Raw genomic sequence first — 15,017 nt, forward strand, 5'->3', positions numbered from 1 at the left:
GTCAGTTCTCCCGAGCGCGAAGGGTTTCGGCATCGACCCGGTAGTTCGTCACCGTGAAGCCGAGCGGATTGCGCCAGACCTGTTCGAGATTGCGTTCGACGCGCGGGCGAAATTCAAAGCCCACCGTGGCGACGAAATTGCGCTCAATCGGGTTGTCGCCGGGGCGTTCCAGACGGCGCGTGAAGCGCACCTGTGCGGTCTTGTCGCCCAGCATCGAGATCGAGCTGACCTTGACGGTAATCAGCGTGTCCGTGCCGTAGATATCGGGCGGGTAGTTGTCGGCCGAGGAGTTCCAGAGCGCGCGGATCGACGCGCTGGCTTGCCCGACCGACGTGTTGGCGACCATGGGAATGCGCTCGGCGTTGTCCGCCACATCGTAGGTCTCGCGATCGGTCACATAGCGGACGATTTCGGCTTCTTGGACGGCCTCTTGATCCGACAGCGAGCCCGGCCGCGTCGAGACGATCTGTTCGCTTTCGCCGGTGGACCTGTCCACCATCACCACATAGGGCCGGATTTCCTTCATCGGCAGGGCGAGGCAGAGGGCCACCACCGAGGTCATTGCTACAGTGATGCTACCCGCTGCGACGAAGCCGAGGACGTTCCGCTGACGGCGAAGGCCGAAAAACACTTCGTCCGCAAACCCAGCCGCGATTTCGTTGCTGGTTCTATTTTTTGCCATCAGACAAATTCCTTCTCCTGCGCCGAGCGGGGCGCAATCAAACTCCTGCTGTTCAGGGGATTGGTTCTCTACCCGGACGGCAGGAGACGGCGGCGATTAGCCGGTGCCTCCCGTCTTGTGCTCCTGCGCCGAGCGCATGGCATTGTGGATCGCCGCTCTTTGATTGCCGTTGGCGCCAGCGCGAGTTGTCCGGTTCTCGCGGGCCTGCTGGAGCATCGCTGCACGCCCCGCTTCGGCGCGCTCCCCCATCGAGGTGCGCTGGCCTCGTTCCATATTCCGCACGCCGATGCGTTCGCGGTTCTCGCGCATCGACGCGGAGGTTTGCTTTGCGTCCTGCAGCGCGGCGCTGACGCGCGATCCTGCCCCGCCTCCGCTGCTGCGGGCCGCACCGATGGCCGAGGCCGCCTGCATGACGCGCGGTGTTGCCATCTGCGTGGCGCTTTTCACGCCGCCGCCGGCGACCCCCGTCCCTTGGCGGGCAATCCCCACGCCGTTCGCCGTCGCCACGAACGTGCCGGCGAGGCCGTTCACCAGCGTCGGCACCTGGATCATCAGGAAAATTGCTGCGGCGCCGACGATCAGGAATCCAGCTGCCTCTGACAGTTCCACCGCGTCGGCGGCCTCGGCGATCATCCCTTGCCCGATCCCGACGATGGCACCCATGACCCCTGCCATGACGAGCGGGATCAACGCGAAGCCGAGAGTGAAGCGAACCCAGCTCTCGAAGAGATTGCCGCTTGCCTTGAACATCAGAGTCGGGATGAAGATTGGCGCCAACGAGACGGCCATCGCAAGGCCGACCTTGGCGATGCTGCTCACGATGATCGCAACGCATGCCATCAGCGCGCCGACGACCCATACCAAAACAGCGGTCAGGCTGATCGAGAAGTAGCCGCTTTCGTCGTTTGCCCTTTCTGAAAAATCGAACAAGCCAGTAATCATCTCATCGAGAGCCGTATTCAGATCCGATGGCCCGGACGCGTCCAATAGCGCCGCTCCAAGATCGCCTGGCGTGTTGGTGATGATGTCGTAGATCGGCTGAAACTGCGCCCAGCTAGTCGCTATCATTGTTATGACGATGTACCGAACCATCCATCGGCTGTAATCCGTCACACGGACCGGCACCCATTGGACGAGCGTATTCAGCGCAATGAATGCAAGGCCGACGACACCCATCATCTGAAGAAGGGTCGAAACTGAACTGCTGAAATTTCCAAAGACAGTTTCGGCATAACCGGCAATAGCAGCGTCAACCTCATTCAAGGTATCAGAGATGAATGTTGCCATCGGCCCTATACTCTATTGCGTAGTGGCCGTGTTAACGTGACCAGCTTTTCTCGACCGCGCCAACGTCCCGACAATAATCGATCGCCGCCTTGTACCCGTCATCCTCCTCTTTGAGTTTATTAAGGAATGGCTTTGCTTCTGCCCTCGACATGTCCCACATCTTGTCCGGGACCATCGCAGCAATGGCGTCCCAATCACGACGACCGCGACGGCAACCGATCTCGTAGGCCTTGCCTTCGGCGAACGCCTTGCATTGGGCGCGTGCGTCCGCCGCATCCCACCGAAGCCTGTATTCTTCGAGGATTCCTCGCAGGGTGTAGTTGGGCGCGCGGGCATTCAATTCGCTTTTATCGACGCTGGACTCATAGCGGCATCCAAAGCCGCGCTTTTCATCCGCCGAGGCGGAACCGGCGAGGACAGTCGTCGATGCAGCCACGGTGAGAATGAGGGCTAGGATCTTCAATGGCTTACTCCTCACTGCTTCCAGCTCCTGTCATGAATTTGCGCTGCGCGGCGCGGTCACGAGCTGACGAAATCGCGTCGGTGCCGACCGTGTTTGCTATCGCGGCCTGAACGCGCAGGTTTTCGTTGAGGAGAACCGCGACTTCGGCCAGCATCCGCGTGTTGTAGTCGACCGAGGCTTTGAGATCGGCGTTGCTGTCGATGTCCTCGATCATGCCGTTCACCCGATCCATCGACGCATTGGCGCGCTGGTAGGTATCTTCGGCCGTTGCCACGGCCGCCATGCCGGACCCGGCCTGCGTCGCCAACGCCCGGTCCTGCGTGCGTTCGGAGCCGAGAAATTGCGTCAGATCGGCGAGGCCGAACGTGTCTTTCAGTTCCGAGATCCGGTCGCTGATGACAGAGGTGTTGCCGGAGAGGCCGCCGCCCGAAATGGCACTGTCGATGATCGAGCTCAGGCTATCGGCCGCCTCTCGTGCGCTCTGATCGGTCGCCGAGTTGAGGATGCCGCCGATCCCCTTGTCGCCAGTCATGCTTTCGAGCTGATCCTGCAGGTTCGTCAGTTGCTCGAGCTGGTTCTCGTAATCCTTCTGCATCTGTTCGAGCTGCTTGATGAACTGCGCGATGGCCGCACCGTCGATAACGGGCACGCCCTCGGCATGGGCCGGGATGCTTCCCAGCGAGACGACGACGATCGAGGCCGCCAGGGTTCGGATCATCCGTTTCATTGGACTACGACACTCCCTTGGTTGATCGGAGCCCATTCGCAGGTCTTCGCCTGGCAGGGCCACTTTTCGGCGGTGTAGCTTGCGCACCCGGCCGTCGAGGCGGCCAGCAAAAGGACGGGGAGGATCTTGATGTTCATGGTCAAAGCTCCTTCCAGAAGCCGGGATTTTCTCGCCAGTCGGGGGCGAGTTTTCGCCGCCGGGACCGGACACTAGAGCTGTCAGAAGCGGGCCGAGCGCTCCAAGGTCCATGTCGACGAAGACACTTCTGTCACCGGAGCGGATCGAGGCGTATCGGTTGCCTGACCCTGACGACATGAGAAACTCCGTCTCGCCATCGCTCAGGCCGAGCGGCGCAAGCTCGGTCTGCGTGTTGCGCGAGTTCGGAAACAGGATCGTCGTGGCGATGCTTTCGAGGATCGAGTTGCCGGCACGACTGTCCGCGATGTGCGAGACGCGCTGCGTCAGCATGACGACCGCGACGTTCTTCTTTCGCATCGTCAGCATCCAGTCTTTCAACCGGCTCTGGAAATACGGGTCATCGAGGAGCTTCCACGCCTCGTCGAGCACCACCAGCGTCGGCCGTCCGTCCTCGATCGTACGTTCGATCCGGCGGAACACGTAGCTCAGCCAGGCCGTGCGCACGGCCGGGACGTCGAGCAATTCCGTCAGATCGAAGCCGGTCACGTCATTGGCGAAGTGCAACGGATCTTCGGCGGTCCCGCCGAACAGCCAATCGTATCGACCGCCCTCATCCCATTGCGCCAGGCGCGTATAGAGGTCGCCGTCATCATCGACGCCGCGAAGCTGCGATCGGAAGTGGCTGATCGTCTGCAACACAGGATCGGCATCGGCGTTGCTCGCCGTCATTTGCGCCAAGGCTTCCCCCTGCATCGGGGAAAGCTTGTCGCCGTCCTGCGAAAGCAGCGCGCCAAGCCAGTCCGTCAGCCATGCCGTTCCGCGGGCGTCACCTTCCGCCCGGAACGGGTTGAAGCCGGTTTGCTCGCCCATGCGCACCGCCGAGTAGCTGCCGCCGAGCGCGCGAAGCGCCATTTCAAGGCCGCGATCCTTGTCGAAGGCGATGATGCGGGGGCGCGGTTCGATGCGTTGCGCTTGCGCCATCAGGAATGCGATCGCCGCGGTCTTGCCCGAGCCCGTGCGGCCGACGATCAGCGAATGGCCGACGGTGCGCTCACCTGGCTTGCCCGCCAGATGGAAGCTGAACCGATAAGGCTCATGGCCGAGCGTGCGGAACGTCGTGATCGGCGCGCCCCAGGGCACAAGGCCCGGCTCGAGCCCTTCGCCGTTCGCGTGGAGCGCAGCGAAGTCCGCGAAGTTGGCCGAGGAGATCATTGCCGCGCGGGCGCGGTAGCTGTGATTGCCCGGATGCTGCGCGAAGTACGCGCTACGCGCGCCGATGTCCTCACGCACCATGACGCCGCCGGTGCGTTGTCCGGCGCTGCGAACGCGCGACGCGACCTCATCAAGCTCAGCCTCCGAACGGGCGAAGACAGTGATGGAGGCTTGGTGCAGGCCGAAGCTGATCCGGCCAGAGGCCAGATCATCGGCCGCATCGACAAGCTGGATTTCCAGCGAGCGTGCCGCGTCGTCGGCGGCCCGCATCTGCCGTGCCGTCCGCTGGACGCGCGCCAGCGCCTCGAATTGCTCGATCGGAGTGAAGGAGTGCGTGACGACCGTATCGTGCGGCAGGTCGAGACCGTCGAAGACGCCCGCCTGCGTTTCGGTCGGATATTTCTTGTAGGTGAAGATCGCGCCGAAGCGCGTCTCCTCCGCGTCGTTGCCGAAGACGATGAATGTGTCGTCTCTAAAATCAACTCGCGATGAGGCCATCAGATCGGCCAGCGGCCGAAATTCCGCCCCCGGCGAAAGCGGCCGATAAATACCCGACACGCATGCCTGCAGCATCCCGAGCCATTCACCGTTCGAGACAGAAAGGCGGTAAGGCGAGGCCGCAGAGAGCGCGCCCATCATATGCCCGACCACCTCGTTGAGCCGGGCGATGCGCCGCTCGCGCATTGCCATGAGATCGCGCTTGCCGCCGCCGGTGATCCGGGCCCACAGACTGGTCAGCGTCATGGGGCGCACGATCACCGTGACCATGATCCGGCGCGTGCGCAGACCCATCACGCGAATGTCGGCTTGCCACGCCCGATCCACCGCCGCGGCGAAGCCTTGGCCTTCGACCGGCGGCATGGCGACGCTTGCCGGGTTGGAGACCCGATGTACGTAGAAGGCGACATCGGATCCGGACTGGGCGACGCCGCCGCCCATCGCGTCGGCCAGGTCGCCGACCGCCGCCTGTTCGGCGGTGAGCGCCTCGATGCCTTCGACCATGAAAGAGGCCATCACGTCACCGTCGCGCAGCATCAGCACGTCGTCGCCGACCGGGACGAGGTAGGGGAGATGCTTCGCGAGCATGTGTTCGCCCGCAAAGCCCCGCGGCTCGACGGCCTTGCGCCCATGACCTCTTTCGACGTCAAGCACGGTAGATGATCCCCTTTCCCCTGAACCAGCTCTGGGGAAGCGGTGTGCGGATCATCGTGATGAACACCACGTCCGCGATCCGCGGATCGTAGTTCGCCAGGAGGCGGAGGCCGACGTAGCTCATGACGCCGGCCACTGCGAAGTAGATGAACGAGAGCGTGGCGATGAAGCCGCCGAACGTGATGCCGAAGAGGATGACGACGTAGCTCATTGGCAGGCCCGCGATGCTCACGGGCCTGGTCAATGCCTGGAAGCAGGGCCGGCTCACGAGTACCCGGAGAGCAGCGTGGCCGCGCCGAAAAGGATCGAGAGGCCGATAAGCACCGATCCGGCGAACATCCAGTTCATCCGGCCGGTCGCGAAGGCGAGGCCGACGCCAGCCAAGGCGACGAGGCCAATGGCGCGTCCGAGCGTCCCCGTCAGGGCATCACCGATCGTCGTGAAGAAGTTCGTGACCGGCGAGAGGTCCTGCGCCATCGCAGCCCCGGTGCTCACCACGGTCAGCGTCGCCGCCGTGGCCGCAATGCGGCCAACTGTGTTCAGTTGAAGTCCCATACGCCGTTCCTTTGCATTTCGGGATTGGTGGAGACCCCACGCGCCGCGCTCGCCGCTTCGGGGGCAGGGCGTGTGAGTGCTGCACCCGCCGGCGCTCGGTCGACGGCGGCAGTGATGGTGGCGACGTAGGCGAGCGTTTCGCGGAACGGTGGCACGCCACCATATTCTTCCACGCGATGCGGGCCGGCGTTGTAGGCAGCCAGAGCCAGCCGCACGTCGCCGAAGCGGGCGAGCTGCGCGGTGAAGTACCGCGCGGCCCCATCCAGATTCTCAGAAGGGTTGAAGGGGTCGGAAACCCCGAGCAGGCGAGCTGTGTCCGGCATCAGTTGCCCGAGCCCTTGAGCGCCCTTCGACGAAACGGCGCGGGGGTCGAACCGGCTTTCCTGATCGATCAGCGCTACGAAAAGATCGGCGAACTCAGTCGCAGCGAGACCGGCGGCGCGTGGCCCAGGTCCGCCTGCATGTCGCAGACCGACCGCGTACGCCGTGTCGCGGTACTGCTTGGAAGCCGTGCTGGCTGACAGGCGGTGAGCGGGGGCAGACCGTGCTGCCTCCCGCGTGGAGTCCTCGGAGACTGAAACGGAGCCGTCGTGTTCGAATTCTACAACCAAAGCAACACTAGGTTGTAGTCTCGCGCAAAGAAGGAGAGGCAAGAGCAGCAGAGGTCGCATGGTCAGCTATGAAATGGATTTTGCAGACACACCGGACGACGAGCACCAGTGTGACGACGGGGCGTATGGCCACGCAAAAATATCGAATCAGGCGGCGGCAAAGGCTGCAGCGATGACTGTGAAGGCGAAGATTGGACCAGCCGCCGAGCTATACCCATCGCGACTGTACCCAGACAGCCCAATGCGAATGAATGGCAACGGTGCACGCCCCTGCGAAGGCTATCAGGGGCGGCGGCGGCAGGTGAATTTGTGGAGGTGATGACTCCAGACGCGGCTTTGGCGGTCGTAACGACGGAGCGGCGTCTTATTGGAGCCCTGTAGGCTTTGATCGAAATCACGTTGTTTGAGCCCGGTTGCTCCCCGGACTCACGAGGTGTCTTCGACGTCCTCCTCATCGTCTTCAGAGCTCTCTTCGTCCCCACGAAGCCAGGGAACGAAGACGCCCTCATCTTGCGGAAACATGCTCCGGTGATACGAGAGGATGGCATTTGCAGATCGGAAGCGTTTGGGCTCGCCGTTGCGGGCGATGTAGACCTGTGATTCGCTTCCGTCAGATCGAACGCCGAAAACAAACCAGTTGGTTTTACCATTCCGATCTTTATAGGGGCGGTACTTGAGCTTGCCCCCAGCATCCAAGAACGCTCGAACAACATTGCCGAGTAGCACCCTTCCCCCAGGCTCCAGCTTCGCCACACAAACCTCCCACTTCGTTCACAGGAGGTCAGCATAAAGATTTGCGCAGCGTCATGCCATCCCGGCATGGCGAATTCTGTTCTAATTTGTCTACATTAACAGTATGAAATATTACGTCGTAATGAGTCAATAATGCAATTTGAACGGAATTAGCATTTTGTCGGAAGCGAGCGCGAAAAACGACGCGATTTCGGTAAGTTGCGCAATTTTAAAAAATGAACGATAGGCCGGATGTCAATCGCGGGGAAATTTTGCACGCCGAAACATAGCCCTCGGCTCGGCCGAAGCGGATGGCGGCGGAGAGTTCGCGCCAGGTGATCGAGTAGAAATGGGGGTGTTCAGTGTTCAGACCAGATCGACATCAGCCTCCTCCACTGTCCGGGCTCTCAGGAGTGGATGGCCTTGCTTAAGGCTTCCTCGGCCCACTGATTGAGGCTCTTGCCTGCCAGTTCCGCCGCGATCGCGGCCTTGCGATGGATCTCTGGGCTGACCCGGAACATCATCTTGCCCGAATAAGGCTTCTGCGGCTCCTTACCGATCGTGGCACAGGTCGCGAGATAGTCGTCCACGGCCTCGTGGAAGGCTGTCCGCAGTTCCTCAACGCTCTCGGCATGAAAACCGACGCCATCGCGAATGCCGGCGATCTGGCCGAACAGGATGCCGTCTTCGTCGTCGTATTCGACGCGGGCCGCATAGCCCTTATAGGTGATTATGTTGGTCATGGCTCGATCCCAAGTCGGATCAGGAACGCCCGGGCGGCGCGAACCTGATAGCGCTCTGCTTCCTTGGCTGGATGCGGACGATGAAAGCTCTCCAGCTCCCCGTCCTTCTCGAACCGGACGCGAGAGCCGCTGCCCTCGATGATCCGGCATCCGGCGGCAACAAGCAGACCCTCGATGGCCGCCCATTCGAGAGTACCTGGCACAGGCTCCCTGAAGACAGCTGCCAAGGTCTTCTTCTGCTTGCTGTTCATGCAAGCAAGTTAGGGGGTGATATCATATACTGCAAGCGTGAAATTCGCTGCCACATGCGCTCAGCAATGGAGCACTGTTCCTCGCTGAGGACGTTGGCGTTCCGAGCCTTTAAGAAGCAGGGCGCCTACGGATCTGATCTCGCCGTTTCCCTACCGCCGATATGGCCCTGTGAAGAGGTCGCCCAGCGCGCGGCGGAGTAGCACGGTCAGACGGCGTTTTTCGATGTTCCAAGGGCGGTCGTGATCGAGGTGGCAGCGCTGGCAGAAGGCGGCGAGATTGTTGTCGGCGTTGTTGGCCGTGTTCTGGTCGAGATGGGCGCAGGCGAGGCGGACGAATGTCTGCGCAATTCCACCTTCGTCGCCTGACACCCTTGGATCGGGTGGTGTCTTTGTTCGAACCAGTCGTCCGCGGTTGTCGCGCCAGCGACCGGCAGTGTTGTCGAACCAGCGCCCGTCGCTCAGGTGATAGACAAGCTGGCCATGGGGTCGGCCGCATCGCTCGCAGCGTCCCTTGGCTCGATTGAACCTGATCGCGGCCGAAAGTTCACGCCAGTCGATCGGATAGAAGTGCCGGTCTTCACGCCGGATCGGCATCGCTCCCCTCCCCGGCGGTCGCGTCCTCATTCTCTGGCGGTTTCATTATATCGAGCGCGCCCTGCTCTTTGTATTTGTCGCGCGCCCGGCTAATGGTCAGCCGGCTGACGCCATAGTCGCGGGCAAGCCGTGCGACTGACGCACCATCTTGAAGCTTAGTGATAACGGCCCGCTTCTGATCCTCGGTCAGACGTGGCGGACGGCCGAGCCGCTTGCCCTCGGATTTGGCTCGGATCAAGCCAGCCTGGGTGCGTTCGATCAGGAGGTCGCGCTCAAACTCGGCGACGGCATTGATGACACCCATGGTCATGCGGCCTGCCGGGCTGGTCAGGTCGACGCCGCCGAGCGCCAGGCAGTGAACCTTGATGCCGAGCTCGTCGAGTTGGTCGACGGTCTTGCGAACATCCATGGCGTTGCGGCCGAGACGGTCGAGTTTGGTGACGACAAGAATGTCGCCGTCTTCCAGTCGATCAACAAGCCTGCCAAAGCCCGGTCGTTCCGACGCCGCGGTCGCTCCAGAGATGGTCTCGGTGATGACCCGGCGCGGCTGAACCTGAAATCCTGCCGCGCGGATCTCGCCGAGCTGGTTCTCGGTGTGCTGCTCGATGGTCGAGACCCGGGCATAGGCGAAAATGCGCGACATGGATGGCGTCGAACCCGGAAAATAGCATCAAAAACGTGGATGAAGTTATTGCGCATGCGCATAACCCGAGCAAGCTATTTTTCGGTCATATCGACAGCGATATGCCCACAAACGGTCGATTGTGAGCGGAGCCTGTGACCGTCAATTATTCCCGAAAACCGGATCATGACAATCAGATGGTAATGTGACGCATGCGAATAGGTATGCAAGATAACATCCCTGTGTCTATTTCTTCTAAGCTGATCTATGATGCGATATACGGTTGGGGCACCGATTCCGCCCTTGCTGGCGCTTCAGGACGTTTTGTTGACGCGAGACAATATTCTCTGGATTTGCTATGTCTTGCAAATCAGCGATTAGAAGGGAGGACAGGGGATGAAGCTCTACGAACTACCCATGCAGGAGAATGGTCGCGTCATCCTTCCCGCTGAACTTCGAAAGGCTCTGGGGCTCGCCAAGGGTGACAAGGTCATGCTCGAAGCAGAGGGCGACCAGGTGACCCTGACCACCGCGCGGCTCCGACGCAAACGGGCCCAGGAAATAGCCAAGCGCTATGCGCGACCCGGCGTCAGCGTCGTCGACGAGTTCCTGGCCGAAAAGCGCGCGGAGGCTGAACGCGAGATTGACCGCATCGAGCCCGGCAAAGAGGTCGCCGGGTCGTGAGCACCTGCGTCGTCGACACCTCGGCGATCCTCGCCTACGCCTTTGCGGAAAAAGGAGCGGCCAAGGTCGAGCGCTGCATAGATGCGGGAGCATCAGCGTCCGCGCTGACCGTTCAGGAGGCTATCTCGAAACTCTGCCAGACGGGAATGACGCAGGACGAGGCCGAAGAGCTCGTTCGCTCCCTCGGCCTTGATGTTCGCCCGCTGGATATTGCTTTAGCCTTCAAGGCTGGCGGTATGTTCGCGCTGACCAAACCCTTTGGCCTCAGCCATGGCGACCGCGCGTGTCTTGCCCTGGGTCAAGCGCTCGCCCTGCCGGTCGTCACCGCCGACAAGGCTTGGTCGAAGGTTGCCAAGAATCTCGGTATCCGCATTGAGCAGTTTCGATGAACGGGTGCTTCTGGCGGTATCTCGTTGCGCGTCATAGATCGATGGATCACATGCAGCGTCAGGACGAACCGAAGGCAATCGGATGATGCAGGGCGAACGCGCACGCCAGTTTGATCTCTTCGGCCAGCCGACCGCAAAGGACGGCGAGGAACGATCTCAGAGGGGCATCCGTCGCCACCGGCAGACAACCGCGCCTCTGCTCGCCTCGGTGGGCAATCCAGAAGCGATGGCACGGCATCTCGAATCCACCGGCGCCTATCGCATTCTGCGGCGGCTCTAGCCACGGCCGGTTCTCGGCGGCTGGTCACCAATGTCGCTGCAGCCGGGCGAGAAGATCGGGATCATTCTCGACACGGAAACGACAGGTCTCGATTATCGCCGTCACGAGATCATCGAGCTCGGCATGGTGATGTTCACCTATGGTGCCGAGGGCATTCGGGACGTGGTCGGCGTGTTCGACGAATTGCGGGAGCCGGGCGAGCCGATCGCTCCCGACATCACTCGCATCACTGGCATCACGGACGACATGGTCGCAGGACAGTCGATCGATCCGGCAGCCGTTGCCGATTTCGTCGCTCCCGCCGATCTCGTTATCGCCCACAATGCCCGGTTTGACCGTCCGTTCTGCGAGACATTTGCATCTGGCTTCGATCTGAAAGCCTGGGCGTGTTCAAACCAGGAGGTGGACTGGCGCGCCTTCGGCTTCGAAGGGTCGAAGCTCGGCTACCTCGTCGGTCAGTGCGGACTCTTCCACAACGGCCATCGGGCTATTGACGACTGCCATGCCCTGCTCGAGGTGTTGGCGTTCCAACACGAAGCAAACGGATGTGCATTCCCTCACCTCGTCGCATCGGCCGCCAAACGACGCTGCCGGATCTGGGCGCAACACAGCCCGTTCGACCTGAAGGACGCGCTCAAAGCCCGCGGCTACCGCTGGAACGACGGCAGCGACGGGCGGCCGAAGAGCTGGTGGACCGAGATTGACGAAGAGGGCTTCGACAACGAGTGTCACTTCTTACGCGAAGAGATCTACCGTCAAGATATCGATCCGCACCTAGAATGGCTAACGGGGGTCGAGCGATACAGAGCCTGAAGACGGAAAAGGTGGGCCGACAGCGGACATGCAACTTTCCGTCGGCTAAAGTTCAGAAGCAGACATTGATCCACGATCCCGATCGCCGAGGCGACATCGACCGGCTCACGCCAGTGTCTAGGCTTTTTTCGCCCAGACTAAAGATTTGTTCCCAAATCCACGGGGGCAATTTCGCTGGGGTTCTTGAGGGCGGCCGGTTCGCCGCCTGATCAGGAGCCAAGCCCCATGTCCCACACCGTCTTCATCGCCGTCCAGGGTCACGACCGCCTCGTCGAGGTCGATCTGCCCGATAACGCCTCGATCGAGATCATCTACGCCTCCGTCAAGGAGGCCGGCATCGAGATCGACGAGGGGTTCATCCTCTTCCACGACGAGGACAAAGACCCAATCGAGTGGCACGGCCACAAGCGCCCGCACCACATCAAGCACGGCGCGAAGCTGCACCTTGCCAAGTGCCGCAAGATCGACGTCACCATCCACTACCTCGAGCAGACCAAGCGCCACAGCTTCGCGCCCGGCACTCGCGTCCGCCGCGTGAAGGCGTGGGCGGTCGACCACTTCAAGCTGGCCGAGCGCGACGCCGCGGAGCATGTCCTGCAGGTCTGCGGCAGCACCGACCGCCCGCCGACCGACACGCCGCTGCACAAGCTCGTCAAGGATGGCCACGAGCTGTGCTTCGACCTCGTCCCCGACGTCCGCGTCGAGGGCTGAGGTGAACGCGCCCGTCAGCCCCAGCCAGCTGCTGCTCGAGCGCGACCTGGCCGCACCGGAGTTCCGGTGCGGCCAGGTCGAAGGGCGGTGGCGCGTCGTGTCGCAGGCGTGGCCCCACGTGGTCACCGCCGTGTCGGCCGCCCCCCGTCCGAACTCGCCGGCCGAATTCGGTCTGCGGTTCGAATGCAGCGGCTATCCGCATCAGGCCGTCACCGCGGAGCCCTGGAACCTCGCCACCAACGCTCCGCTCGCCGCGCACCTGTGGCCGCTGGGCAAGACGATCCTGCCTTCGGTCTTCCGGCCCGAGTGGCAGGGCGGCACCTGCCTCTACCTCCCGTGCGACCGCGTCTCGATGAACGGCCACGATGTCTGGGTGAACCAGCATCCTAACCGCCTGTGGCAGCCTGCGCGCGGCATCATCTGCTATCTGGAGCAAGTCCATGATCTTCTTAATCAGGACGATTACACGGGCGCTGCTACGGCGTAGCCGCGGCATCCGCATCGACCCTTCGCGCTGGACCGCGCTGCTGGCCGAACTCGAACGCCGCGGCGAGCGCCGCCGCGAGGCGGGCGCCTTCCTCCTCGGGACGTGCGAGGGCGAACTCCGCGAAGTCCAAGACGTCATCTTCTACGACGACCTGGACCCCGAGGCCTACAGCTCGGGCGTCTGCATCCTGCACGCGCCCGCGTTCGCCGCGCTGTGGTCGATGTGCCGCGCGCGCGGCCTAACCGTGGTCGGCGACGTGCACACCCACCCGGGCGGCGCCTTTCAGAGCGAGGCGGACCGCACCAACCCAATGGTCGCGCGCGAGGGCCACATCGCGATCATCGTGCCGAACTACGCCACCGGCCGTCCCGCGACCGCGCGGATCGGCGTCTACGAATATCGCGGAAACCACGAATGGGCCGACCATTCCGGCGCCCTCGCGCACCGCTTCCTTCACAACGACTTCTGGAGCACGTTCCTATGACCACCGATCCCGACCACCTGCACCGCACGGCGAAATACTTCATGGACAGCGGCCGCGCCGCGACCGCCGACGATGCGGTTGACATGCTCTCCCGCTTTGGCCTCGCGATCCGCGTGGACCCGGCGACCGTCACGACGGTGAACGGACAGGTCGGGCTGCTCACCCTAGTCAATGCGGCACGCCGCACGATGCTCGGCGGCATCGAGGTCGAGGGCGTCGGAGGTCAGGCGGTGGTCACCAAGCTGGCGACCGAGGCCACCCTGCGCGAGGCGGTCGAGGCGCTCGGAGGTACCTGCGTCGAGAAGGTCCGCGCCGCCTGGCCGCGCGCGATCATTGGCGACGTGGGCGCGCCGACAGGTTCGACGCCCGCGTGGCGCCTGCAGTGGGCTGGCTGGCGCGGCGGCGTGATCCCGTCGACCTGGCCCACCGCAATGATGGACGACGCCATATCGCTGGCGCCGGCCCTAGCCGCAGCCGCATGCGTCGGCGAGGTCTTCGCCTGGCACGCCGGCGACCACGACATGGCGGGGCGGCGTGCTTCGGGGCTCTCAATCTGGGACCCGGGCAAGTCATGGATGGAGCCGAATTCGACCGAGCCGGCCCTGCGGCACCTTCCCACGCATCTTTGGTTCATCGGCTTGGGAAACCTCGGTCAGGCGTTTGCCTGGGCGCTGGCGTCGCTGCCCTATCCTGAGGGTGCGGATGCCCTGCTGATGCTCCAGGACTTCGACAGCATGGCGGTGTCGAACGACAGCACATCGCTGCTCGCGGTGCCCGAGCAGCCGACCGTCATGAAGACGCGATGGGTCGGCGATTGGCTGCAGCGCCGGGGCTTCGACGTGCGGCACGAAGAGCGGCGTTTCGGTGCCTGGACCCGGCGCCACCATCTCGAGCCCGGCGCGGCGCTGTGCGGCGTGGACAACGCGGCCGCCCGCGCTGCGCTGGAGGAAGCCGGGTTCGACCTGGTGGTCGAGGCCGGTCTGGGCGCGGGAACGCAGGGGTTCCGGAACTTCTCCCTCCACAGCTTTCCCGGGCCCAAGCGCGCGAGCGTGATCTGGGGCGGCGCTGCGGCGTCGGCCACGGCTCCCGACGTCTCGAGGATGCCCGCCTACGAAGCGATGAAGATGGAGGGCGTCGACGGCTGCGGCCTCGCCCAGATCGCGTCACGCACGATCGGCGTGCCCTTCGTCGGGCTGACCGCCTCGGTCCTTGCGGTGGGCGAGCTGCTGCGGCGCTTGCACGGTGGCGGCGCTATGGAGCTGGTGTCGGGTTCGCTGATGGCGCTGGACGACACAGAGGCGTTCACCGGCGCCCCCGAACCCTACGCCCATGGACACCTCGACCTTGATCCCGTTGACATCCCCAAGGCGGCCTAAGCTGTTCCGGCGGCGAGGATTTCC

The 15,017-nt window shown here is 62.9% G+C and carries 18 protein-coding genes and 1 pseudogene; 7 read left to right on the forward strand and 12 right to left on the reverse strand.

The window, feature by feature from the left end; translation table 11 throughout:
* Position 1 precedes the first annotated feature (1 nt).
* The 12 genes from GTK09_RS20140 to GTK09_RS20195 form a co-directional block, all read right to left on the reverse strand.
* The gene (locus GTK09_RS20140; protein WP_083591595.1) at positions 2 to 682 is read right to left on the reverse strand and encodes a VirB8 family type IV secretion system protein; all 681 of its coding nucleotides are present in this window, start codon (positions 680 to 682) and stop codon (positions 2 to 4) included.
* A 96-nt stretch (positions 683 to 778) separates the two neighbouring features.
* Entirely contained in the window at positions 779 to 1,969 is a 1,191-nt protein-coding gene (locus GTK09_RS20145) for a TrbL/VirB6 family protein (RefSeq protein WP_083591594.1), read from the reverse strand.
* 31 nt (positions 1,970 to 2,000) lie between these two features.
* Positions 2,001 to 2,432, reverse strand: coding sequence for a hypothetical protein (locus tag GTK09_RS20150; protein WP_083591593.1), 432 nt, complete (start codon positions 2,430 to 2,432; stop codon positions 2,001 to 2,003).
* Between the two features lie 4 nt (positions 2,433 to 2,436).
* Positions 2,437 to 5,661: a type IV secretion system protein gene (locus tag GTK09_RS20155; protein ID WP_163465229.1), complete on the reverse strand. Its 3,225-nt coding sequence runs from the start codon at positions 5,659 to 5,661 to the stop codon at positions 2,437 to 2,439.
* Positions 5,654 to 5,929 (reverse strand): VirB3 family type IV secretion system protein, encoded by a 276-nt coding sequence (locus tag GTK09_RS27865; protein ID WP_083591591.1) that lies wholly within the window; start codon positions 5,927 to 5,929, stop codon positions 5,654 to 5,656. Before GTK09_RS27865 ends, GTK09_RS20155 begins: the two co-directional genes overlap by 8 nt.
* On the reverse strand, positions 5,926 to 6,216 hold the full coding sequence (locus GTK09_RS20165) for a TrbC/VirB2 family protein (protein ID WP_083591590.1): 291 nt from the start codon (positions 6,214 to 6,216) through the stop codon (positions 5,926 to 5,928). The genes GTK09_RS27865 and GTK09_RS20165 overlap by 4 nt, the downstream gene beginning before the upstream one ends.
* Positions 6,201 to 6,887, reverse strand: coding sequence for a lytic transglycosylase domain-containing protein (locus GTK09_RS27870; RefSeq protein ID WP_083591589.1), 687 nt, complete (start codon positions 6,885 to 6,887; stop codon positions 6,201 to 6,203). The genes GTK09_RS20165 and GTK09_RS27870 overlap by 16 nt, the downstream gene beginning before the upstream one ends.
* A gap of 366 nt (positions 6,888 to 7,253) precedes the next feature.
* The gene (locus tag GTK09_RS20175; protein ID WP_139802391.1) at positions 7,254 to 7,580 is read right to left on the reverse strand and encodes a hypothetical protein; all 327 of its coding nucleotides are present in this window, start codon (positions 7,578 to 7,580) and stop codon (positions 7,254 to 7,256) included.
* A gap of 386 nt (positions 7,581 to 7,966) precedes the next feature.
* Positions 7,967 to 8,302, reverse strand: a complete 336-nt coding sequence (locus GTK09_RS20180; protein ID WP_083591587.1) for a type II toxin-antitoxin system HicB family antitoxin — start codon at positions 8,300 to 8,302, stop codon at positions 7,967 to 7,969.
* Positions 8,299 to 8,553 (reverse strand): type II toxin-antitoxin system HicA family toxin, encoded by a 255-nt coding sequence (locus tag GTK09_RS20185; protein ID WP_083591586.1) that lies wholly within the window; start codon positions 8,551 to 8,553, stop codon positions 8,299 to 8,301. The genes GTK09_RS20180 and GTK09_RS20185 overlap by 4 nt, the downstream gene beginning before the upstream one ends.
* 150 nt (positions 8,554 to 8,703) lie before the next feature.
* Positions 8,704 to 9,147, reverse strand: a complete 444-nt coding sequence (locus GTK09_RS20190) for a hypothetical protein (protein ID WP_083591585.1) — start codon at positions 9,145 to 9,147, stop codon at positions 8,704 to 8,706.
* Positions 9,131 to 9,790 (reverse strand): recombinase family protein, encoded by a 660-nt coding sequence (locus GTK09_RS20195; RefSeq protein ID WP_083591584.1) that lies wholly within the window; start codon positions 9,788 to 9,790, stop codon positions 9,131 to 9,133. Before GTK09_RS20195 ends, GTK09_RS20190 begins: the two co-directional genes overlap by 17 nt.
* A gap of 375 nt (positions 9,791 to 10,165) precedes the next feature.
* Between GTK09_RS20195 and GTK09_RS20200 the strand changes: the two genes are divergently transcribed.
* From GTK09_RS20200 to GTK09_RS20230, 7 genes and pseudogenes are all read left to right on the forward strand, one after another.
* Positions 10,166 to 10,453, forward strand: coding sequence for an AbrB/MazE/SpoVT family DNA-binding domain-containing protein (locus GTK09_RS20200; protein WP_163465230.1), 288 nt, complete (start codon positions 10,166 to 10,168; stop codon positions 10,451 to 10,453).
* Positions 10,450 to 10,842, forward strand: a complete 393-nt coding sequence (locus tag GTK09_RS20205; RefSeq protein ID WP_163465231.1) for a type II toxin-antitoxin system VapC family toxin — start codon at positions 10,450 to 10,452, stop codon at positions 10,840 to 10,842. Before GTK09_RS20200 ends, GTK09_RS20205 begins: the two co-directional genes overlap by 4 nt.
* Positions 10,843 to 10,927: 85 nt before the next feature.
* Positions 10,928 to 11,935 (forward strand): annotated as a pseudogene (locus GTK09_RS20210) (3'-5' exonuclease).
* 225 nt (positions 11,936 to 12,160) lie between these two features.
* Entirely contained in the window at positions 12,161 to 12,646 is a 486-nt protein-coding gene (locus tag GTK09_RS20215) for a hypothetical protein (RefSeq protein WP_163465232.1), read from the forward strand.
* A 1-nt stretch (position 12,647) separates the two neighbouring features.
* Complete coding sequence (locus GTK09_RS20220) at positions 12,648 to 13,133, forward strand: DUF7665 family protein (protein ID WP_163465233.1); 486 nt, start codon at positions 12,648 to 12,650, stop codon at positions 13,131 to 13,133.
* Positions 13,087 to 13,617 (forward strand): Mov34/MPN/PAD-1 family protein, encoded by a 531-nt coding sequence (locus tag GTK09_RS20225; RefSeq protein ID WP_163465234.1) that lies wholly within the window; start codon positions 13,087 to 13,089, stop codon positions 13,615 to 13,617. Before GTK09_RS20220 ends, GTK09_RS20225 begins: the two co-directional genes overlap by 47 nt.
* A complete protein-coding gene (locus GTK09_RS20230) occupies positions 13,614 to 14,993 on the forward strand; it encodes a BilD N-terminal domain-containing protein (protein ID WP_163465235.1) in 1,380 nt (459 codons plus the stop codon). Before GTK09_RS20225 ends, GTK09_RS20230 begins: the two co-directional genes overlap by 4 nt.
* The last annotated feature ends 24 nt before the right edge of the window (positions 14,994 to 15,017 follow it).

The organism is Jiella pacifica (assembly GCF_010500815.1).
Classification (GTDB): Bacteria; Pseudomonadota; Alphaproteobacteria; order Rhizobiales; family Rhizobiaceae; genus Jiella; species Jiella pacifica.